Origin of the sequence: uncultured Photobacterium sp., from assembly GCF_947039875.1 — a bacterium.
Lineage (GTDB): Bacteria > Pseudomonadota > Gammaproteobacteria > Enterobacterales > Vibrionaceae > Photobacterium.
Map to the genome: position 1 here is coordinate 74,799 of NZ_CAMRAN010000006.1, position 21,241 is coordinate 96,039.

Annotated in this window: 16 protein-coding genes and 1 pseudogene; 6 read left to right on the top strand and 11 right to left on the bottom strand. The window is 38.8% G+C overall.

Going from position 1 to position 21,241, the window contains the following annotated elements:
- Window positions 1–46: 46 nt before the first annotated feature.
- Window positions 47–250 (bottom strand): hypothetical protein, encoded by a 204-nt coding sequence (locus Q0V26_RS03795; protein ID WP_297478211.1) that lies wholly within the window; start codon window positions 248–250, stop codon window positions 47–49.
- A 359-nt stretch (window positions 251–609) separates the two neighbouring features.
- On the opposite strand from Q0V26_RS03795, the gene Q0V26_RS03800 reads away from it, so the two are divergent.
- The 4 genes from Q0V26_RS03800 (at window position 610) to Q0V26_RS03815 (ending at window position 3,898) form a co-directional block, all read left to right on the top strand.
- A complete protein-coding gene (locus Q0V26_RS03800) occupies window positions 610–1,365 on the top strand; it encodes a ZIP family metal transporter (protein ID WP_297478213.1) in 756 nt (251 codons plus the stop codon).
- Window positions 1,366–1,609: 244 nt separating this feature from the next.
- Window positions 1,610–2,338 carry a nicotinamide riboside transporter PnuC gene (pnuC, locus tag Q0V26_RS03805; protein WP_363316457.1) on the top strand — a complete coding sequence of 243 codons (729 nt, stop codon included), beginning with the start codon at window positions 1,610–1,612 and terminating at the stop codon, window positions 2,336–2,338.
- Complete coding sequence (locus Q0V26_RS03810; RefSeq protein ID WP_297478215.1) at window positions 2,335–3,069, top strand: nucleoside phosphorylase; 735 nt, start codon at window positions 2,335–2,337, stop codon at window positions 3,067–3,069. Before pnuC ends, Q0V26_RS03810 begins: the two co-directional genes overlap by 4 nt.
- A 133-nt stretch (window positions 3,070–3,202) precedes the next feature.
- Window positions 3,203–3,898: a Crp/Fnr family transcriptional regulator gene (locus Q0V26_RS03815; RefSeq protein ID WP_297478217.1), complete on the top strand. Its 696-nt coding sequence runs from the start codon at window positions 3,203–3,205 to the stop codon at window positions 3,896–3,898.
- A gap of 125 nt (window positions 3,899–4,023) precedes the next feature.
- Here Q0V26_RS03815 and Q0V26_RS03820 read toward each other — a convergent pair whose 3' ends face one another.
- The 7 genes from Q0V26_RS03820 to yfcC all read right to left on the bottom strand — a co-directional run bounded on the left by Q0V26_RS03820 (window position 4,024) and on the right by yfcC (window position 14,107).
- Entirely contained in the window at window positions 4,024–6,129 is a 2,106-nt protein-coding gene (locus tag Q0V26_RS03820; protein ID WP_297478218.1) for a S9 family peptidase, read from the bottom strand.
- Window positions 6,130–6,662: 533 nt separating this feature from the next.
- Window positions 6,663–8,906: a peptidase U32 family protein gene (locus Q0V26_RS03825; protein ID WP_297478220.1), complete on the bottom strand. Its 2,244-nt coding sequence runs from the start codon at window positions 8,904–8,906 to the stop codon at window positions 6,663–6,665.
- Window positions 8,907–9,392: 486 nt separating this feature from the next.
- On the bottom strand, window positions 9,393–10,010 hold the full coding sequence (locus Q0V26_RS03830; RefSeq protein ID WP_297478222.1) for a TPM domain-containing protein: 618 nt from the start codon (window positions 10,008–10,010) through the stop codon (window positions 9,393–9,395).
- Window positions 10,010–10,771 carry a TPM domain-containing protein gene (locus Q0V26_RS03835; protein WP_297478224.1) on the bottom strand — a complete coding sequence of 254 codons (762 nt, stop codon included), beginning with the start codon at window positions 10,769–10,771 and terminating at the stop codon, window positions 10,010–10,012. The genes Q0V26_RS03830 and Q0V26_RS03835 overlap by 1 nt, the downstream gene beginning before the upstream one ends.
- The gene (locus tag Q0V26_RS03840) at window positions 10,772–11,371 is read right to left on the bottom strand and encodes a LemA family protein (protein WP_297478226.1); all 600 of its coding nucleotides are present in this window, start codon (window positions 11,369–11,371) and stop codon (window positions 10,772–10,774) included. It lies immediately after the preceding gene.
- Between the two features lie 248 nt (window positions 11,372–11,619).
- Complete coding sequence (locus Q0V26_RS03845; RefSeq protein WP_297478228.1) at window positions 11,620–12,627, bottom strand: succinylglutamate desuccinylase/aspartoacylase family protein; 1,008 nt, start codon at window positions 12,625–12,627, stop codon at window positions 11,620–11,622.
- Window positions 12,628–12,631: 4 nt separating this feature from the next.
- Window positions 12,632–14,107: a putative basic amino acid antiporter YfcC gene (gene yfcC, locus Q0V26_RS03850; RefSeq protein ID WP_297478273.1), complete on the bottom strand. Its 1,476-nt coding sequence runs from the start codon at window positions 14,105–14,107 to the stop codon at window positions 12,632–12,634.
- 434 nt (window positions 14,108–14,541) lie between these two features.
- Here yfcC and Q0V26_RS03855 point away from each other — a divergent pair.
- Window positions 14,542–14,904: pseudogene (locus tag Q0V26_RS03855) on the top strand (pyroglutamyl-peptidase I); the annotation flags it as partial.
- A gap of 8 nt (window positions 14,905–14,912) precedes the next feature.
- On the opposite strand, the gene Q0V26_RS03860 reads toward Q0V26_RS03855, so the two are convergent.
- The 3 genes from Q0V26_RS03860 to gcvH form a co-directional block, all read right to left on the bottom strand.
- Window positions 14,913–16,028, bottom strand: a complete 1,116-nt coding sequence (locus tag Q0V26_RS03860) for an HD domain-containing phosphohydrolase (RefSeq protein WP_297478230.1) — start codon at window positions 16,026–16,028, stop codon at window positions 14,913–14,915.
- 263 nt (window positions 16,029–16,291) lie between these two features.
- Window positions 16,292–19,171, bottom strand: a complete 2,880-nt coding sequence (gene gcvP, locus Q0V26_RS03865; RefSeq protein WP_297478232.1) for an aminomethyl-transferring glycine dehydrogenase — start codon at window positions 19,169–19,171, stop codon at window positions 16,292–16,294.
- A gap of 16 nt (window positions 19,172–19,187) precedes the next feature.
- Window positions 19,188–19,568 carry a glycine cleavage system protein GcvH gene (gene gcvH / locus Q0V26_RS03870; RefSeq protein WP_045037712.1) on the bottom strand — a complete coding sequence of 127 codons (381 nt, stop codon included), beginning with the start codon at window positions 19,566–19,568 and terminating at the stop codon, window positions 19,188–19,190.
- Between the two features lie 251 nt (window positions 19,569–19,819).
- On the opposite strand from gcvH, the gene gcvT reads away from it, so the two are divergent.
- Window positions 19,820–20,941 (top strand): glycine cleavage system aminomethyltransferase GcvT, encoded by a 1,122-nt coding sequence (gcvT, locus tag Q0V26_RS03875; protein WP_297478236.1) that lies wholly within the window; start codon window positions 19,820–19,822, stop codon window positions 20,939–20,941.
- The last annotated feature ends 300 nt before the right edge of the window (window positions 20,942–21,241 follow it).

A 21,241-nucleotide genomic window follows, 5' to 3' on the forward strand; every position in this document is an offset into this window, starting at 1 on the left:
TTAAGAAAGCGCGTTTTATCCGCATATTTTAGTATTTTAAAAAGAATTATTCTTCGTCACTATTAATGATAGTAACGGGACCATAATAATGATGGTGATGATGCGTTGTATAATGGTGATGGTGAGTATCTTTATGTGTGGTACCAACACCACCATGGATATGATGTCCATGTGATGGTTCATGTTCACGATATTGTTGATGATCTTTGTCGTGCTTGTGTGTTTCATCATCAGAATAATGGTGTTTCATCGTTTCATCGTTTCATCGTTTCATGTGTTGATTCTTTTGTCTTTTGAGTTGCCATGAATACCTCTACATTATGATATGTCTGGACTTAGTAAGCGTAGTTCATTTAAAAAAGAATCTGCCATGGTTTTAAGGCGGTTTATATTAATTACAATATAGGGTCTTTGTTATAGATTGTTGATTATATTGGTTTTTTGTCTTTTCTGGTCACGGTAATAATAATGAATTAATAATAACTTAGAATAAAAAGGAGAGAGGGTGGATATTATTGCTATATGGAATTAATGTTTTACATTCAAATTGTTCGCAGAGTCACACTGTAAGTGCTATAACGTTGGCTGTTTAACGATGCGGAATGCAACATGAATCTCGATGAATTTAAAATATTATCAGTAGTGCTGATTTTTATAACTACTGTACTTGCGGGATTGTATCCGTTTCTACGTAAATTTAAAACGACCCGACCATTAGAATCCCCGGCAGCAGAAGCCTTAGCATCAGGTGTTTTTCTGGGGGCTGGTCTTATTCATATGTTGGGTGATGCCTCTAAATCATTTTTAGATCATGGTATTGAATATCCTATCGCCTTTGTATTAGCGGGCTGTGTGTTCTTATTATTATTATGGTTTGAACACTTAGGTCGTCGTTTAGATGAACATGGCGACAGCAATAGTCCTGCATTCGCTATTTTAGCGATGGTCATTCTATCTATTCATTCGTTACTTGCGGGTACGGTGCTTGGATTAAGTGGCTCAATTACAATGATGGTTATGATCCTCATTGCTATTTTAGCGCATAAATGGGCGGCAAGTTTTTCACTGGCTGTGCAATTAAGTAAAAGCCGCTTGTCGTTACGCCAATCTTTATTCATGTTTGCGTTATTTACGATAATGTTGCCGCTTGGAGTAGGGGTGGGATCGGGTATTTTAGATTACACCGAAAATTATCCATTATTAGAGCCTATCTTTTATTCATTAGCTGCGGGCACATTTTTGTACCTTGGCACATTGCATGGTTTAAAACAGTCAACCATGGTTGATAAATGCTGTGATTTAAAGAATTTCACTTTTGTCGTTATCGGTTTTGTTTTAATGGCCGTGGTTGCTATTTGGGCTTGATTGTTTTATTACGCTAAATTCCACCTTATTGTCCGCGTTAGTTGCCGCTAGCTAATGCGGAACCGTTTTATCTTGGTAATAACCCTAACGACATTACATCATCTTGTACTTGAGTTAGAAACTGATGTGCTAATTATTCAAAAGTTGATCCCACTCACTTGGGATGGGACAAATGTCCTCACCTTCGATAAATATACCTTTTACAATTACTTCAAATTATTAATAAGAACAAAAGGATTAACGGATGGACTTTCTTTCTTGGTTTGATATCAATAACACCCTTGTTAATTTTCCAATCGGTGACGGTTATGCAATGTCATGGATTGAAGCAATTGGTTCTATCTTTGGTCTGCTGTGTATTTGGTTTGCCAGTAAAGAAAAAACCATAAATTTCTTTTTTGGTCTTATTAATGTCACCTTGTTTTGTATTATTTTCTTTCAAATTCAATTGTATGGGTTGTTGCTATTACAAGTATTCTTCTTTGTTGCCAATATTTATGGTTGGTTCGCATGGACAAGACCAACTAGCGAGGGAGATAACTTAGAGGTTCGGTGGTTAAGTAAGCAAAAATTAGTCATGACCGTGACATTAAGTGCAATTGCGATTGGGTTACTAACGGTTTATATCAACCCCGTGTTTTTTGCTTTAGCTAATTTCGCTGTAGATATATTGAATGTTTTCGGTGCTAATTTAGCGGCTCCAACATTACAACCCGGCGCGTTCCCATTTTGGGATGCTACCATGACGGTACTGTCTATTGTGGCGCAGATTCTAATGACACGTAAGTATGTTGAAAACTGGATTGTGTGGGTAGTTATTAATATCATCAGCGTCGGTTTATATGCAGTACAAGGCGTGTATGCAATGTCTATTCAGTATGCAATTCTACTCTTTGTTGCGGCAAATGGTGCCCGTTGCTGGATTGCAATTGCGAACAGAAATAAACCACAAGCTAAGAAGGTTATCGCATGAATCAACAACCTCATTTATTAATTAGTCACGGTCAAATTGCCACGAGTATTTTAGTCTGCGGTGAGCCTGATAGAGTAAATCGAATTGCGGAACGTTTTTTAACAAATAGTGTGTTAATTGCTGAAAACCGTGAGTACCGTATTATTAATGGCGACTATCAGGGTAAACCCGTTACATTGTGTAGTACGGGGATGGGCGCACCATCAATGATTATTGCTATAGAAGAACTCAAACGTTGTGGCGCTGAATATATTATCCGTGTTGGCTCAGCAGGGGCACTGCAATCAAATATTGGTTTAGGTGAACTCATTGTTGCCGAAGGTGCAGTGCGAGATGAAGGTGGCTCTAAAGCATATATTCCAAGTGAATTTCCGGCTATTGCTGATCATCAATTGGTTCACTTATTAAAAACAGATTTATCGCAACAGAATATTAACTATCATAGTGGCATTGTACGTTCTCACGATAGTTTTTATACCGATGAAGAAGATAATATTTGTGAGTATTGGCATAAAAAAGGCGTATTAGGGGCTGATATGGAGACTTCTGCCTTATTAGCGGTGGGGCGTTTACGTCAACTAAAAACAGCCGCAATTTTGAATAACGTGGTGCTTTATCAGCAGAATGTAAGTGAAGGGATTAGTGCTTATGTTAATGAAGCTGAAGATATGATTAAAGGGGAACAGTTAGCTGCCCATACTGCGCTGAATGCCCTTATTAAGGTTGTTTAAGTCTATTTAATCACCAAATTAATAGCCCGGTTTTTATAAATTGGGCTATTTTAATGCGCACTATACATTTTCCTATTCAGTACCATAAAAACCCGCTATCTTGATTTAAAATGAAACAATAGTGATATGCGCAATGCAATTGACTCCTTCCTCCTCAACCCGTTTTAGTGATTACCTAACTCAACATTATGCGAGCTTTCGCCAAGCACTATATAAGTGTCAAATCGGCAGTAAACGCTACCAAATCGGCGATGCTATCATGCAGCAAGGCCAGGATATTACTCAGTTGATGATTGTGCCTGTTGGACGAGTGTCGATGCATATTTGTGCTGTTAATGGGCGTCGTTTTCAATTAGGAGAGATGAACTGTAACTATAATGTCTTTGGTGAAATGGAGTTCTTTACTAAAACACCATGCCAATGGTCGGTTGTTGTTGAAGAAGCGATAGAAAGTGACATTCTTGATATGAAAAAAGTAGAGAAATTACTGTTAGAACGCCCTGAATTTAGTTTGTTTTTTGCTTCTGCATTGGCACTTGATTACCAAGACTCACTTGATATTTATACCTACCGTTTATTACATCCCATTACTTACAATATTGCATTTGATTTACTTCAGCACGCCCGTAATTCGATGACCCTTGGTCGATTTAATAAAGCAGATAAAGAAGCTGAACGGTTTGGTACATCAAGCCGTGTTTATCGACGCGCATTAAAGACATTGATTCAGCAAGGATTAGTTGAGAAACAAGGTTCTGAACTTATTATTGTGGATTTGGCTGGGTTACAGAAGTTTGTAGATCACTTTGAAGATTATGAATTAGCGTAAGTTGTTTCTGAGTTTTTTAAATAACAATGGCGACTGATTAAGCCGCCATTGTTTGATGTTATTACTTGATATTTATGATTACGCATAATGTTATGCGTTGATAACTTATCACGGTTTAGCTAGATTTATTTCTGTTCAGCCAATAGATCAATAAAGAACGCGTATTCAAGTGCATCTTCATGGAGAGCCTTAAAGCGCCCTGATGCGCCACCATGACCAGCTTCCATATCTACTTTAAACAACAGACGGTTATCGTTCGTTTTAACATCACGCAGCTTAGCAACCCATTTCATTGGCTCGAAATACTGCACTTGTGAATCATGTAACCCCGTCGTCACTAATAGGTGAGGGTAGTCATGAGCGGCAATATTATCGTAGGGTGAATAGCTTAACATGTAGTCGTAGTACTCTTTGTGGTTAGGATTTCCCCACTCATCATACTCGTTAGTTGTTAGTGGAATTGATTCATCCAGCATGGTGGTAACAATATCAACAAACGGTACGTGAGCTGCAACGCCACAGTAAAGCTCAGGGGCTTGGTTGATAATCGCCCCCATTAATAAACCGCCCGCAGAGCCACCGACAGCGAAGATCTTGTCTTTTGCGCCATAGCCTTGCTCGACCAATGATCGGGTAACATCAATAAAGTCATTAAAAGTATTTTGCTTAGTCAGTTTCTTACCATCGTCATACCATGGACGGCCCAACATTTCAGAACCACGAATATGCGCAATCGCATACACAAAACCACGATCTAATAAACTTAATCGGGTTGATGAAAAGCTTGGGTCAATGATAGCGCCGTATGATCCATAACCATATTGATACAACGGGTTAGTGCCATCTTTTTTAAAGCAATCTTTACGATAAACCAGTGATACCGGAACGGATTTACCGTCGCGAGCAGGTACCATAATACGTTCAGAACGGTAATTATTCGCGTCAAAATCACCGAGGATTTGTGCTTGCTTGAGTACTACATTACTGCCATCGTTAAGATTAAAATCGTAGTGAGTACCTGGTGTGGTCATGCTTGAGTAATACAGGCGTAATTTGTCTGAATCAATCTCTTTATTACCGTAAAGATAAAGTGTGAATGCTTCATCGTTGAAATGTAATTGTTGCTGCTGTTGAGTGTGAAGATCACGCACAGTAATGCGAGTTAAGCCATTCTCACGCTGCTGATATACTAGATAATCATTAAAGATCTCGTAATCTTCCAACATTGCGCCTTCTTGCGCAGGGATCACGTCCAGCCAATGATCTTTATTGGCGATATCAGTTGTAGCCACTTTCATTAAACGGAAGTTAACCGCTTCATAGTTAGTGTGAATATAGAACCAGTCATCAAGCTTAGAAATACTGTATTCCAACCCAACTTCACGATCTAAGAACGATACAGCTTGCGCATTGGCATCGTTAGCATCAATAAAAGAGACAGCACTGGTTTCTGTGCTTGAATGCCAGATATAAATTAATGAATTATCTTTACTTTTACCAATTGAGGTATAAAAAGTTTGATCGCTTTCTTCAAAAATTAATTGATCATCAGCTTGTGGTGTACCTAAGCGGTGACGATAAACCTGATAACCTAATAAGGTTTGTGGGTCTTTGTGGATATAGTAAAATGCTTGGTTATCATTTTGCCAAGCAACAGAGCCGCTAGTACCGGTGATTTCATCAGCAAGGTACTGACCTGTAGTGAGATCTTTAATCTTAATAGTGTAAATACGACGGCTTACCGTGTCTTCACCATAAGCTAATAAGTTTTCGTTAAGGCTAATGCTGACACTGGAAACATCATAGTAATCATGTTCAGATGCGAGTTGGTTTAGATCGAGTAAGACTTGCTTATCTGTGCCAGAAAAATCAGTAGCGCGCACTGAAATAGGGTATTCATTATCGCCAGAGACTTCACTTGAATAGTAATAACTGCCTTGCTTTACAGGGACGGTATTATCATCTTTAACAATACGTCCTTTTAGCTCATCAAATAATGTTTGCTGTAATGCAGTGGTGTGTGCCATTACTGCATCTGTGTAACTATTTTCAGCATTTAGATGCGCGATGATCTCAGGATCTGTGCGGCTGTCATCTCGCATCCAATAGTAATCATCAATACGCGTATCATTATGGATGCTCATCTCATAGGGGATTTTCTTAGCAACAGGAGCCGTCACGGCTAGAGTGTTGCTATTATCATGAGATGTCGCTGATGTTGTGTCGTTCAAAGTGTTGTCCTTTTGTGGCTACTGGGTGAAATAAACCACTGAGTAAAACCAATAGATACAGCAATATTATTTGCTTTGATGGTAATAATCTTGGGGCTCTTGGTGGCTTTTTCAATCCTTCGTTTTACAAAATAGAATGACTAATGGTTACATGAATTGAAGATGCTTATTGAGAGGAGAGAAATAAACAATAACACCAGACGCTTGGCTTAAGCATAGTGAACAATTATGGAACGTTATGCCAATGTGAGCGGTAGATGGTTACGAATGTATGTATTAGGATTATGGGTGTTGTTGATCTTGAAATATGGGAATAGAACAGATTTAACGAAGAATTATAAATAATGAGCTGTAAATTTTAGATTCGAGAGTTTATTGCTGGTGGAATAATTTTTTTTGGGGGAATCTATTTAAGAACTAAAATATTTGGCTATCCAGCATGAAGCACATAAACAAAAGACAGCCTCTAAAATAGCAGGCTGTCTAATATTATTTTATTCTGTTGTTTTGATATTAAACCATACCGCTAATGTTTATAAACCCTGAACATATTGAGCATTAGTTGAGATAGGTACTAAATTATTCAGTTCAGCTTTAGCGTTATCATTACCAGCAAGTAGCGCTTCAAAGTGTTTGATTAGTTCTACTTTGTCTTGTTCTTGCTTAGAACCTGCACCGATGTTGGTAAGATCAATAAAGAACTCGTCAAATAAATGCGAGAAATCATTCACTGCATCAAAGTTTAGGAACTGCTCATGATTGTAAATACTTGGGTAACCGCCTTTTTGCTTATCAACCGCAAACGAAATACCTTTCACATTAGTAATGGTGGTTGCTTTTTCGCATTTCAGCATACAGCCAGCTTCAATTGCCGGTTTCTTACAGCCAACGGTTTGTTGGAAGAAACATTGACGGCTGGTCATCATCAGGATTGGATGATAAATGCTGTAACAGAGCTTAAAGTTTTCTGGACGGGTAATATTTCTGATTTGACCACGGTTGATCTCGTTAGAAATAAAGGCACCAGCACAGTTTAATTCTTCTTTTAACGTAAGAAGAGCGTGTGAGTTGGTGGTATTTAAGAACGGTCCTGCGACCCACTCGATACCCATTTCATAAGCTTTATAAGCAATACCGGTATTATTAGTCACAATACGCTTAGGTTTAACTTGCTCAAGAATTTTGACGGATTCTAAGTAATCTTTACCAATCAATACCGCAGGGAACCAAGGAATTAAGCGTGGATTTTCTTGCAATAACGTAATGTGTTTAAGACAGTTCTTTTTCAAGCTTTCAGGGAGTTTGAAGTAGATATCAGCATCTGTTACATCAGTAAGGTGTAAATCTTTTTCATTGGCAATTAGTAATGATAGTTTAGGTGTTGATGATACTTTATCGTGTTTAGGTAAAGCGGGTACATCAACATGCTTAATTACCTCACGAGAGCCATTTAATAAGAATGCTGCTTGGTTTTTTAGATCCGTAATTTCTTTAAACGGCACCGTTAAGTTAGCATCAAAGTTGTCAAAGTTCATTGGCGCTAGATTAAACGTTGCATTATTAAAACTACGGAAGCGTTTATCTAGCGTTTCTGGTGTAATGGCAATTTCATCTGCTGTACGTAATAACGAATCAGTTTTTACTTCAAATGAGGTGTTACCCGTCATGATATTAAGTATTAGCGGTGTGTTTTCTTTGGCAGTAAAAGCCAATGTTAGAGCAACTTTATCAATGCTTAGATCTTTAATCTTATCGGCTAGTTCAGCACCTAATGCATTTTTTTCATTATAAAGATCTTGCTTTACATCATGGATTTGAACAACAGAAATGGCATTGTTTTTTTCAACCGCGTAATTAACACTGTTATCACGCGGATTATCAGTAAACATTTTCTTGTTGAGATCGCCCTGTAAAAATGAGTTAGTGAAGCTACGGTTAAAGACTTTATGTAAATTGCTGTCGTCAGCTAATAACTTACCAGATTCTATGAAGTTATTGATCTGTTTGCGCCATGTATCAACCACAGTGTAAACATAGTGAGCGCCTTTAATTCGGCCTTCAACCTTTAATGAGTCAACCCCTGCATCGACCAGTTCAGGTAAATCAAAGTAGGCTGAATTATCTTTTAAGTTAAGCGGGAAGCGATGACCTTCAGCGGTTATTTCGTATTCGTCACGGCAAGCTTGGCTACAACGACCACGGTTACCTGAGTTACCGACACTGACTGAACTTGAGTAACATTGACCAGAGAAAGCGATACATAATGCGCCATGGACAAAGACTTCGGTTAATACATCATGATCATGGGCGACGGTTGTTAATGCTTTAATCTCACCAAGGTTGAGCTCACGCGATAAGTTAACTCGTGTAGCGCCGATTTTGTGTAAGAATAAAATTTGACCTTCGTTGTGGGTTGTTAATTGAGTAGAAGCATGGATATGTAATGATGGGAAATGCTTTTTAACAATGTTGAAGATACCCAAATCTTGTACGATGATGCCATCAATGCCACTGTTAACCAGTTTATTTAGCAAGCGTACCAAGCTAACAACCTCGTGCTCTAATATCACGACATTGAGCGTTAAGAAGACTTCACAGTTGTGCTCATGTGCCAGTCGTAATACGCCATTTAGCTCGTCATATGAAAGATTGGAGGCGCGGTTACGGGCATTGAACATATCTAAACCACAGTAGACGGCATTTGCACCAGCAACAATCGCTGCTTTAATTGCTTCTACATCACCGCCCGGTGCCAATAATTCTATTTTTCTACTCATGCGAAATAACCCACTCAATGCTTTTCTTGTAATTTTTGAGGGGGCATTCTATCTGTATCTGCGGGTCAATGCTATAAATTAGGCTTTTGTTGATATAAATCAATTAAGACAATATAAAACTATGCGTGCAATGTTGGGTAAAAAGGGGGCATTGTAACGTTGCATTATAATTGTGGATGATTACAGCAACATCAAGGTTACTTCTAGTGGGCGAATTACAATATAATAGGTATTCAATTATCTATTTGAAATTTTCTTTTTTGGTGTAGCTACGGGTACTGTGTTAGCGGTGAATATTGCAAGAGCTCAAAAAAGGTTAAAGATTGATAATTGGGAACAATGGTAGAAAGATAACCATTTTGATTAATTATCAATATAAATAAAGATCAGTAGTGAAGAAGTAGAAATTGATTAAAGTTAAATAAATTGTTGAAATAACCTCAGGCTATTTCAACAATTAATATTAGTGGTGAATTATTTTATATATTAATCAATAACGACTAAACAGTTAGGTAATTCATTTTTTTCTTCCGTGTACGGTAGGGCGTTAGTTAATAATTTACCTGATTGCTGTAAACACTGAATAAAGCCTTCAAACGTTTTTCCTGCTTTAACATCTTTGGTGAAATCTCGCACTAAGCTTTGCCATGCTTCATCGCTAATACATTCACTAATGCCGTAATCTGTCAGAATCTCAACATAATGCTCAGCTTCACAAACAAAGATCATCACCCCTAAATGCTGTTTAGTACGATGAACACCATTGGCTAAAAATTGCTCACGAGCAACCAGCCTTGCACGGCGATGTTTAACTACTTTTGGTAATAAACGGTACTTAATGGCTGGAATACGGAAGATCAATGTTAGAACAACAAAAGCAGCTAATTGCGCTAATAGAATATCTGTTAGCTCTAACCATAATGGAGTAATGATTAACAGTGCAGGAACAAATAGCGCAATAATGGCAGCCCATAAGGTTGGAACAAAGTAATAGTCATCCGCTTTTGTTGTCATCACGGTAATTAATTCAGCATCGGTGGTTTTTTCCATATCACTGATGGTTTGGCTAATTGTTTGTAGTTGTTCATTTGTAAATAATTTCATTACCATCCTCCTGATGCACCGCCGCCGCCGAAGCCACCGCCGCCACCACTAAAACCACCACCGCTGCCGCCATTACTACCTCCTCCGAAACCACCGCCAAAGCCACTAGAGCCGCCACGGTGTGATCCAAAACCACCACTGGTGAAGACATCACCATCGCGGCCATAATAGGTTGAACGGTTACGACGACGACGGCTAAAGGCAACAATTTGAAGGATCACTACAAATAAAATAAACAAATAGAAATCGTAAGGCGGTTTATCTTCTGTCACAACAGGTTTGTATTCACCGTGAATAGCAGCAATGATAGCTGTTACGCCATTATCGATTCCCGTTGCAAACTTACCGGCTTTAAAAGCGGGCTTAATGTGATTATTTATAATATTAATCGCAATCGCATCAGGTAATGCACCCTCTAAGCCATAACCGACTTCGATACGCATCTTTTTGTCATTTTTAGCGATAATTAATAATACGCCATTGTTATGTTGCTTCTGTCCAATCCCCCATGCTCGGCCGAGTTGATAGCCATAATCGGCAATTGGAATGCCATTAGTTGACGGTACGGTTACTACCACCACTTGGTTGGACGATGATTTTTCTTCTGCGGCAAGCGTTTGTTCAAGTTGCTGAGTTTGAGCTTGATTAAGCATATGAGCGTCGTCGACCACTCTCCCTGTCAATACAGGGAAAGTGATTGCAGCCAATACATTCTGGCTGATGAACAACAAAAGCCCACAGATAAGTAGGACTTTTTTCATTTAAAATTCAACCTTAGGCGCAACATCAGCGTTAGGTGTTGTTGCTGTGAAGTTAGGTTTGATTTTTAGATCGCTATACATTGCCCAGTGCCATAAACGACCAGGGAAGGTACGAATTTCAGTATTAAAGGCTTTTACTGAGTTAATGTAATCTCGGCGTGCGACAGCAATACGATTCTCTGTACCTTCTAGCTGTGCTTGAAGTGCAATAAATTGTTGATTAGCTTTTAGTTCAGGATAGCGTTCTGAGACAACCATCAATCGAGATAACGCACTGCTTAATTGACCTTGAGCGGCTTCAAATTTTTTAAAGGCTTCTGGGGTATTTAATGTTTCAGGCGTGACTTGCATCGATGAAACTTTTGATCTTGCTTCTGTCACTGCCGTCAACGTGTCTTTTTCGTGAGCAGCATAACCTTTAACCGTTGCGACTAAATTGGGGATTAAATCTGCACGGCGTTGATAATTATTCTGTACTTGGGCCCAATCAGCATTGGCTTGTTCATCGAGAGTCGGGATGGTGTTAATACCACATCCTGTTAGTTGAGTAAGCAGTAATGCGATAAATAGATATTTAATTGATTTGATATACTTCACCATAAGATTCCTTTTTTTATGCTTTAAGTGATTATTATCCCTCAAGTAAAGCATACATTGCACGATTATTGGTAAATGATCACTGATAATTGTGACTAACTGATGGCAAATAGTCTTTTTTGTACAATGTTCGTTGGTACAAGGAGAGGGTGGTGGTATTTAAATGCTTCTTAGGAATATGAAATTTCCTATAATAACCCATGCTAATCATTAATCTAGCATGGGTATTATGATGGATTAAAGCTTAATGATTACTCGTGAATAAGGCGTATAATTAACGCGCCTACGTCACGCAAAGCATCAGTATTGTGGCTTAATACAATGCCATCACGAGGAGCGGTATAACGTTTAATTTCATTACCAAACAGGTCATATTGTGTTGCGATAATATCGCCCTTGCTTACAGTCGCTAGCATCTCGACATTTGCGAGTGTTAGCCCACCGACATCTGCGCGAATAGATGTCACGTTATCCGCTTCTATCGCACAAGGTGTCAAGGTCGCTGTTGTTAAATGGTGTTGGTTTTTAATAATTTGCATAACCCCCATAACAGCACGATTAATTAACGTTGGTTGAGTAATCTTGCCACTACCCACTTCAACAGTGATCGCGCTAACGCCATGTTGATTCCAAACAGTTTCTAATACACCGTGATCACCAGGATCATTTAAGATCGCATCTGGTGTCATTAATCGTGCCATCGCCAGCGCTGATTCAATCCGGAAATCAGCAAACACATACAATGGGTAACAGGTTCCCGTGGTTTGAGTGTGAAGATCTATTGCAATATCGGCATTGGGTAATAATAAATGCTGCCACAATTGAGCAAGGTAACGTTCTGCGGCATTTCCTTGCTTGTTACCGGGGAAATAGCGATTAAGATTCACGGTAGACAAATCTTGATCAGCGCCATGAAAATCACGATGGTGATGAATAATACCTGAAAGATTAATCGCTGGAACAATAATCACGCTGCCACAAATGTCAGTATGTTGTAGCTGACGAGCCAGTTGTTGCGCGGCCAAAATACCATTGAGCTCATCACCATGAATGCCCGCGGTGATCATTACTTTCTTACCTGCTTGCTGGCCTTTAAATACCCACACGGGTAAATGTTGATCTTGATTTAAGGCATTAGTCGCAACATTAAACCAAAATTGGTGTTGACCAATGGCGAGATCGTCCACATTTAATGCTGAAATTACCGCAATATTATTAATAATGTCACCCGTGAGTTGGGTCGTGCTTGTCGTTGTCATGTGATTAATTAAATCCAGCTAGATGAGCACAAACAACCGTCACACTTGAAGTAACGAACAATAGCAACATAAAACGCCAGCTAAAACGGATCCAATCACCCCAATCAATACGACATACCCCTAATGTTCCCATTAATGACGCTGATGTTGGTACCACGATATTAGTAAAACCATCGCCTAGCTGGAACGCCAGTACGGTTACTTGACGAGAAACGCCTGCAATGTCGCCTAAAGGTGCCAGTAACGGCATGGTGAGTGCGGCTTGACCTGATCCTGATGTCACAAAGAAATTAAACACAGATTGGAAGAGGTACATGATCCAGACTGCCGCTACATCAGGAATGCCACTGATTGCACCGCCAGCACTGTTTAAAATACTATTAAGTACGCTGGGTTCTTCAGCAGAACCATCACCTAGAATTAATAATACACCTTTGGCACAACCAACAAGTAGAGCCGGAGCTAGCATGACGCCAGCACCTTCTTTAAATGAGGTTGCAATGTCATTTAAGCTCATATTATTAAGTTTAAAGATAATACCAATAATACCGGCAATAAAGCCCATAGTGAAAAATTGCGATGCGATTTCAGGAATATACCATGCGTGTGCAACGACACCCCATACAACCCAACCTGTTGTGATTGCAACGGTAATGATCACTAAGGTATAACCGATATTCCACTGTGATTGTTTAACCTCTGCCGTTTTATTACGTAAAAATTGATCAGTTTTAAAACTATAAGATAATTCGGGATTGCGTTTGATTTTCGCCGCATAACGCATGGTAAAGATAACACCCATCAAGGTGAAGCCTATCCATAGTGGAAGGCGAACCTCCATACCAGAAAGAACAGGTACCCCTGCAATACCTTGTGCGATAGCGACAGAGAAAGGGTTCATCCATGATGATGCAAAACCGACTTGAGTGGCGACATAAGTTACCATGACCGTTGTAATGCCATCGTAACCAAGTCGTAACATGAGTGGTGCGATAATAATTGCAAAGGCAATCGCTTCTTCACCCATACCAAAAACAGCACCACCCAATGAAAATAAGACAAATAAAGCGGGAATGAATAAAAAGTCATTGCCTTTTGTTTTATGAATGAGTGCTAAAATACCTGCATCGATGGCGCCAGTACGCATAACAACACCAAAAGCGCCACCAATAACCAGCATGAACATAATCACGCCAACGGCTGATCCCCATTTATCACCAGAAACTAAGCCTTCGAACATAAAGTTCATTAAGCCTATGCCTCCGCCAGCACTAAAAAAACCAACCGTGTTATAAATTTTGTCACCATTAGCATCAATAGCATATTTAAAAGATGCTGGATCAATGACAGTACGTGTTTTTTCTACGCCATCAACAATAAAGCTTACTGCATGTTGAGTAAAACTGCCTGCTGGAATGAGATAAGTGAGAATAGTTGCTAATACGCCAACGATAAAAATGATGATTAATGTGTCAGGTATTTGCCATGATTTTTCAGCATCAGCTGTTTTAGGGTGATCTATTGAATTGTGCAAAATATAATTCGCTATAATTTGATAAAATATGCACAAAATATCAATTATTATTCGATTTTTATCAATCTAATCTTTTTATTGTGACGATAAGAAATATTGCATGATGTATGGTGTGGTGGGATACTTATTGGTAATAAGAATAATACAAAGTTTTAATAAAGAATATTTTATAAAAATATGTTTATTAGTAGTTTTTCATTATAGATTTCCTATTTTTTCATTCTATTTAACTAGAAATGGCAAATTTAATTTTGTAATCTCGGCGAAATATCACGGCTATTTATGAAAGTTACAGCATGATAAGCGCGTAGTTGTTAATTAAAGGCGATATAAATGACAGGATATCCCTGTTATGGTTTTTTGTGGCTAGTGTAGATCGTAATGAGGGTAATCAGCTGATAGATAAACCTATTGTTATTGATATGGTCCTGATGGTTATTTTTCAACGTTGCCTATTAGAGCGATAATACAAGCATTACAGCAAACAGAGATCCCGTGTCAGGTATCAAATACAGCCGGCACTTTTGTATGTAATCATTTATTTTATGGTGTTCAGCATTATCTACGTTATACCCAGATTGGTCATGGTTTTATTCATATTCCTCTGTTGCCACAGCAAGCAACATTTGGGGATCAGCCGAGTATATCGTTAGATCTGATCGTTGCAGGGTTAAAAATAGCCGCACAAGCGGTCATTGATAATGCTTTTGACATACCAATTAAGCGGTGGCTCTATTTGTTAATGAATTAACTATAGTGGTAGATCTTCCTCAATAACATCAGGATAACGACTTTGAATCAAGGTCACTTTATCGAGAGAATGCAAAATGGCATCAATACAAAGAGGATCAAACAGTGTTCCTGAGCCATTAATTAAATACAATTCAACATCTTCTATTGACCATGGTTGTTTATAAGGACGATGGCTTAATAGTGCATCAATAACATCAGCCACTGTAACGATACGTGCTTCTAATGGAATATCGGTGGCTTTTAGTTTGTCAGGGTAACCATTGCCATCGTAACGTTCATGGTGATGACGAATAATATTAAGAATAATAGTGAGCTCTTGATTATTATCGTATTTAAATGTGGTTAAAATATTCGATAAAAGCTGGCAGCCTAGCTCTGGATGCTGATTCATGACCGCTCTTTCTTCATCGGTGTAAATCTCTGTTGAATATAAAATATCTTCAGGGATTAAAGATTTTCCTATGTCATGCATATCTGAGAAATGATAAACAGATTCAACAAAATCACCATTACATTTTCCTCTTCTAGCTAAGTAAAGCCCAATTAAACGGCTATATTCAGCAACTCTTTTTAGATGATTCTGGGTTTCAGGATCTTTATGATGACTTAATAACAAAACAGTTTTTACAATCGAATGAAACGCTTTTTTATTATTAAAGTTATCAGTAATAAGTAACGAGATCAAAATTGAGAAGGTGGTGAAATAATTAACTTTTTCACTAAAAAAATCTTTTACTTTAGCATTGATAAATAACACACCAATAAAAGTATCATTAGTATAAATTGGACATGCCATACTTGAAATACAATTACTTTGTAATAATCGTAAATGAATTTTTTTCACAGATGATTGATGAGAAAGCATATTATCAATAATACTTGGTTCTAATGATGAACGCATTTTGTTTAAACGCGGTGATCGGCTTATTGATGAAATAAAAGTTGGAAAATTATCACCATAGTCAGGGCTACGATAAACAGAATAAAGATTATCGTGTTCATCTATTCGCGTAACTGCGATCCCAATAATTTCAGGATAAAGATTTTTAACAGAAGCTGTAAATAGATTTAAGCGTTCATTAAGAGTATGTGTTGAATTTAAAAATGAATACATCAATAAGTCTCATTTATAACAATATGCATATTGGTTTATATTTGATCAAATATAGTATCTTGTATAGTTATTTATTGATTTTTAATTTAAGTGTTTCTTAAACGGTTATTAACAAATAAATGAATAACCAGATTAACAAGTGAACTAATATAAGTTATTGCTATTTCACTATTGTTAAAATGATTATTTTCAAATGTGTAAAAAATAAAAAGCGGATCAAAAGATCCGCTTTAATAGTTGAACTCGTGTATTAATGGTTATTATTACTTATCCATATAACTATCAATACTAGGGCAAGAACACACTAAATTTCGATCTCCATAAACATTATCAACTCGATTAACACTTGGCCAGTATTTGGCATTTTTTGTATGTGCTGATGGGAAGCAAGCGATATCTCGGCTATAACAATGTGCCCATTCAGCGGTTCGTAAATCAACTTGGCTATGGGGTGCATTGACTAATGGGTTATCTTCCAAAGACCATGCTCCGGTTTGTACCTGATTAATCTCTTCGCGAATGGCAATCATCGCATCACAAAAACGATCTAACTCGGTTAAATCTTCTGATTCTGTTGGTTCAATCATTAATGTGCCAGCAACAGGGAACGACATTGTGGGCGCATGAAAGCCGTAATCCATTAAGCGTTTAGCAATGTCTTCTTCTGATATACCAGAAGCGGCTTTAATCGGACGAATATCAATAATACATTCGTGGGCGACGCGACCTTGTGTTCCTCGATATAACACTGAGTAATGTGGACGTAAACGTTCCATCACATAGTTGGCATTTAAAATGGCTAACTCGGTCGCTTGTTTTAGCCCAGCTTCACCCATCATTGAAATATAAGCGTATGAAATAGGTAAAATAGAGGCAGAACCTAATGCAGCTGCTGATACCGCATATTGATTGTTCTGTGGCTGTTGGTTATCAGTATGTCCGGGTAAGAATGGACTTAGGTGTGATTTAACCCCGATAGGACCCACACCAGGGCCGCCTCCGCCATGTGGTATGCAGAAGGTTTTATGAAGGTTTAGGTGTGAGACATCTGAACCGATAAAACCCGGGCTAGTTAATCCCACTTGCGCGTTCATGTTAGCACCATCAAGGTACACTTGACCGCCAGCAGCATGAACACGTTCACAAACTTGTTGAACGCCTTCTTCATAGACACCATGGGTTGAAGGGTAGGTGATCATAATGCAGGATAAATTATCGCTGTGTTGATCTATTTTTGCTTGTAAATCATTGAGGTCAATATTGCCTTGTTCATCACAAGCGACCACAACCACTTTCATTGACACCATTGCCGCAGAAGCTGGATTAGTGCCATGTGCTGAGCTTGGAATTAAACACACATTACGGTGATTATCGCCATTTGCTTGGTGGTAACGCTGAATCGCAATTAGGCCTGCATATTCTCCCTGAGCGCCTGAGTTAGGTTGCAGTGATACGGCATCGTAACCGGTGATGCTACACAACATGGTTGATAGCTTTTGGGCTAATTCTTGATAACCCAATGTTTGAGAATCAGGTGCAAAAGGGTGTAATTGACCAAATTCAGGCCATGTAACAGGGATCATTTCAGCGGCAGCATTAAGTTTCATGGTGCAGCTACCGAGCGGGATCATGCCGTGGGTCAATGAATAATCTTTATTTTCAAGTTGCTTCATGTATCGCATCATGTTGGTTTCACTATGATAGCGATGAAAAACAGGGTGCGTTAGGTAATTACTTTGGCGTTGGCAGCGTGTTGGAATTGCAGCAAATTCATCATCGGCAATTAGGCTACTGTAATGATCAATCGATAAGGCTTTGCCAGTTAATAACGTGAGTAACACTTCAATGTCATCGGCTGATGTGGTTTCATCAATACTAATGCCGAGTTTATGCTCATATTTACGAAGGTTAATACCGGCATCTAATGCTTGTTGATAGAGGTTATCTGTGTTCTCAGCGGTGAGTAAAGTCAGGGTATCAAAAAAGGTGTTATTTTCAATGATAAAGCCATTATCACGTAAACCTGCGGCTAATATAGCGGTAAGGTGATGTACCCGCCGTCCTATTTTTTTAAGGCCTTCAGGTCCATGATATAACGCATAAAAAGCCGCCATGTTGGCAAGTAAGGCTTGGGCAGTACAAATATTAGAGGTCGCTTTTTCACGGCGAATATGTTGTTCACGGGTTTGCATTGCCATTCGAAGTGCGCGGTTACCTTTGGCATCTTTAGATACTCCAATCACACGGCCTGGCATAGTGCGTTTGTACTGATCTTTGGTTGCCATAAAGCCAGCATGTGGTCCACCAAACCCCATTGGAACACCAAAACGTTGTGCACTGCCAATCACCACATCGGCACCCATTTCACTGGGTGGGGTTAATAAGGTTAATGCAAGTAAATCACTGGCAACGGTAACTAAGGTTTTGTTGTTATGTGCGGTAGCAATAATATCGGTTAAATCATCAAGTTGACCGTTGGTGGCGGGGTATTGTAATAAACCACCAAACACATTGTGATCATTTAATTGTTGAGGTTCACCGATAATGACGTCAATTCCAATAAATTGAGCGCGAGTTTTTACTACATCAATAGTTTGCGGATGAACATTAGCGGCAATGAAAAACTGCGTGCTTTTACTTTTACCAGCACGAAGGCACAGTGTCATTGCTTCTGCGGCGGCGGTTGCTTCATCAAGTAGTGAAGCATTCGCCAGATCCATGCCCGTCATATCCATGACTAATTGCTGAAAATTAAGCAATGACTCTAAGCGGCCTTGTGAAATTTCAGGTTGATAAGGAGTATAAGCGGTGTACCAACCTGGATTTTCTAGAATATTGCGTAAAATTACATTTGGCGTATGGGTATTATAATATCCCTGTCCAATATAGCTTTTATTAACAATGTTTTTAGCCGCAATTTGCTTGAGTGATGCAAGCATATTCGCTTCGCTTTGAGCGGGTGGTAATGTTAATGGTTGGGGTAATGCAATGGCCGCTGGTAACGTTTGCTGAATGAGCTGTTCTATACTGGATGTGCCAATTGTTGCTAACATTTGCTGTTGTTGCGACAAGTTTGGACCATTATGGCGCTGAGCAAAATGAGTATCATCACTGAGAGCATTGAGCAGTGTGGTAGAAGTCATCTTTCTTTCCTTGATGTTAGTCTTCAGCAATGGAAGCAAGGTAAGTATCGCTGTCTATTAACTCACTGAGTTGCGAGAGATCGTCTAATTTAATTTTAGCAATCCAACCTTCACCATACGGGTCGTCATTAATCAGTTCAGGGCTATCATCAAGTGAGCTATTGGTTTCAATGATTTGACCACTCACTGGCGCATAAATATCTGATGCAGCTTTAACTGACTCGACTAATGAAAAAGTCGATCCGGCATCAGCGGCATCACCAATATCTGGCAAATCAACAAAAACGACATCGCCTAACAATTGCTGGGCATGATCTGAAATGCCCATTGTAATTGTGCCGTCACCATTATCACGTATCCATTCATGGCTAGTTGTAAATTTTAATGTCATTTCCATGTATATACTCCTTACGCGGAAGATTTTATGAGCAAGACAGTTAACTTATCGCCTTATTGTTCATTTAAAAAACTTTTATGTTAATTTATTGATATGAATACTACGTATTCGTTTGCGTATTGTCATGCCTATTTAACAATATTGCGGATTCGATCAAGATCTCTGCCATTAGTTTTTCCGTTCTGGTGGTGCTTTTGGTAGGGTGAAACAATCATTGTTTAACTGCTGTTGCTTATTGGGAGTCAATCATCATGTCTCAACCTTTATTACGTACCCCACTGCATGATCTACATGTCAATATGGGGGCGAAAATGGTGCCATTTGCTGGGTATGAAATGCCTGTACAATATGCATTAGGCGTTAAAAAAGAGCATTTACATTGTCGTGCAGAGGCTGGATTGTTTGACGTTTCTCATATGGGGCAGTTACGGTTACGTGGTAAAAATGCAGCTAAAATGCTCGAAATGTTAGTGCCTGTTGATATTATCGATTTACCAGAGGGAAAGCAGCGCTATGCTTTTTTCACTAATGATGTGGGTGGCATTGAAGATGATTTAATGGTGACAAATTTTGGTGATCATTTATTCATTGTGGTCAATGCAGCCTGCAAAACAGAAGATATTGCGCACTTACAGGCACATTTATTAGCCGATGTAGAACTTGAAGTCATACATGATCGAGCACTGCTGGCATTGCAAGGGCCAAAAGCGGTGGATGTTTTAGCAACATTAATGCCTCAAGTACGCGACATGGTATTTATGGATGCTGTGCGTATACCGTTATTAGGGCAGGAATGCTATATCAGCCGTTCAGGTTATACGGGTGAGGATGGTTTTGAAATTTCAGTGCCCACCTCACATGCAATCACGTTAGCTGCCACATTACTTGAAGATAAACATGTTGAATGGGTTGGACTCGGTGCACGCGATTCACTGCGTTTAGAATGTGGATTGTGTTTATATGGTCATGATCTTGATAAAACGACCACACCAATAGAAGCCAGTTTATTGTGGGGGATCAGCAAAGTACGCCGTACAGATGGTGAACGTGCTGGTGGATTTATTGGCGCTGATGTCATTCTTTCCCAAATTGAAACAAAAGCTGTAGATCGTAAGCGAATAGGGTTGGTTGGCCAAACAAAGGCACCAGTACGAGAAGGAAGTCTATTATTTAATGCCGATGGTGAGCAGGTCGGGGTTGTGACCAGTGGTAGTTTTGGTCCTTCAGTATCTATCCCTGTTGCTATGGCATATGTCATACCGCATTATAGTGCTATTGATACAGTATTATTTGCCGAAGTACGTGGAAAAAGATTGCCAATGACGGTGGCAAAAATGCCCTTTGTTGCTCAACGTTATTTTCGAGGTAAATAAGGTTTATGATTAATAAGATATAAGAGTTGAGAAAACGGCTTATTGAGGCGTATTAGGTACGCCTCATTATTGAGCTAAGCAACATTTATAATATTTTTATATTTTATAAGTATTGTTAATATCTTTATAGACAGATCTAAACATTAATTGAAACCCTTCTTTTGTCAGTTCCTTTGCTTCAATTTTTGCAGCTGTTAATCGTCGGTAACATTCTGCTAATGTCTTAATAAACAGATCTTTTTCTTTTGGAGTTAGGTGCTGGATATCCATCTTTCAAATCTTCTTTTTAGGGTATTTCGC

Excerpts from the sequence above, each read along its gene's own strand:
- pnuC (WP_363316457.1), top strand. The coding sequence starts at position 1,610 with ATGGACTTTCTTTCTTGGTTTGATATCAATAACACCCTTGTTAATTTT.
- gcvT (WP_297478236.1), top strand. The coding sequence starts at position 19,820 with ATGTCTCAACCTTTATTACGTACCCCACTGCATGATCTACATGTCAAT.
- gcvP (WP_297478232.1), bottom strand. The coding sequence starts at position 19,171 with ATGACTTCTACCACACTGCTCAATGCTCTCAGTGATGATACTCATTTT.
- Q0V26_RS03815 (WP_297478217.1), top strand. The coding sequence starts at position 3,203 with ATGCAATTGACTCCTTCCTCCTCAACCCGTTTTAGTGATTACCTAACT.
- Q0V26_RS03800 (WP_297478213.1), top strand. The coding sequence starts at position 610 with ATGAATCTCGATGAATTTAAAATATTATCAGTAGTGCTGATTTTTATA.
- Q0V26_RS03860 (WP_297478230.1), bottom strand. The coding sequence starts at position 16,028 with ATGTATTCATTTTTAAATTCAACACATACTCTTAATGAACGCTTAAAT.
- Q0V26_RS03835 (WP_297478224.1), bottom strand. The coding sequence starts at position 10,771 with ATGAAAAAAGTCCTACTTATCTGTGGGCTTTTGTTGTTCATCAGCCAG.
- Q0V26_RS03825 (WP_297478220.1), bottom strand. The coding sequence starts at position 8,906 with ATGAGTAGAAAAATAGAATTATTGGCACCGGGCGGTGATGTAGAAGCA.
- Q0V26_RS03795 (WP_297478211.1), bottom strand. The coding sequence starts at position 250 with ATGAAACACCATTATTCTGATGATGAAACACACAAGCACGACAAAGAT.
- gcvH (WP_045037712.1), bottom strand. The coding sequence starts at position 19,568 with ATGGAAATGACATTAAAATTTACAACTAGCCATGAATGGATACGTGAT.
- Q0V26_RS03840 (WP_297478226.1), bottom strand. The coding sequence starts at position 11,371 with ATGGTGAAGTATATCAAATCAATTAAATATCTATTTATCGCATTACTG.
- Q0V26_RS03830 (WP_297478222.1), bottom strand. The coding sequence starts at position 10,010 with ATGAAATTATTTACAAATGAACAACTACAAACAATTAGCCAAACCATC.
- Q0V26_RS03845 (WP_297478228.1), bottom strand. The coding sequence starts at position 12,627 with ATGACAACGACAAGCACGACCCAACTCACGGGTGACATTATTAATAAT.
- Q0V26_RS03810 (WP_297478215.1), top strand. The coding sequence starts at position 2,335 with ATGAATCAACAACCTCATTTATTAATTAGTCACGGTCAAATTGCCACG.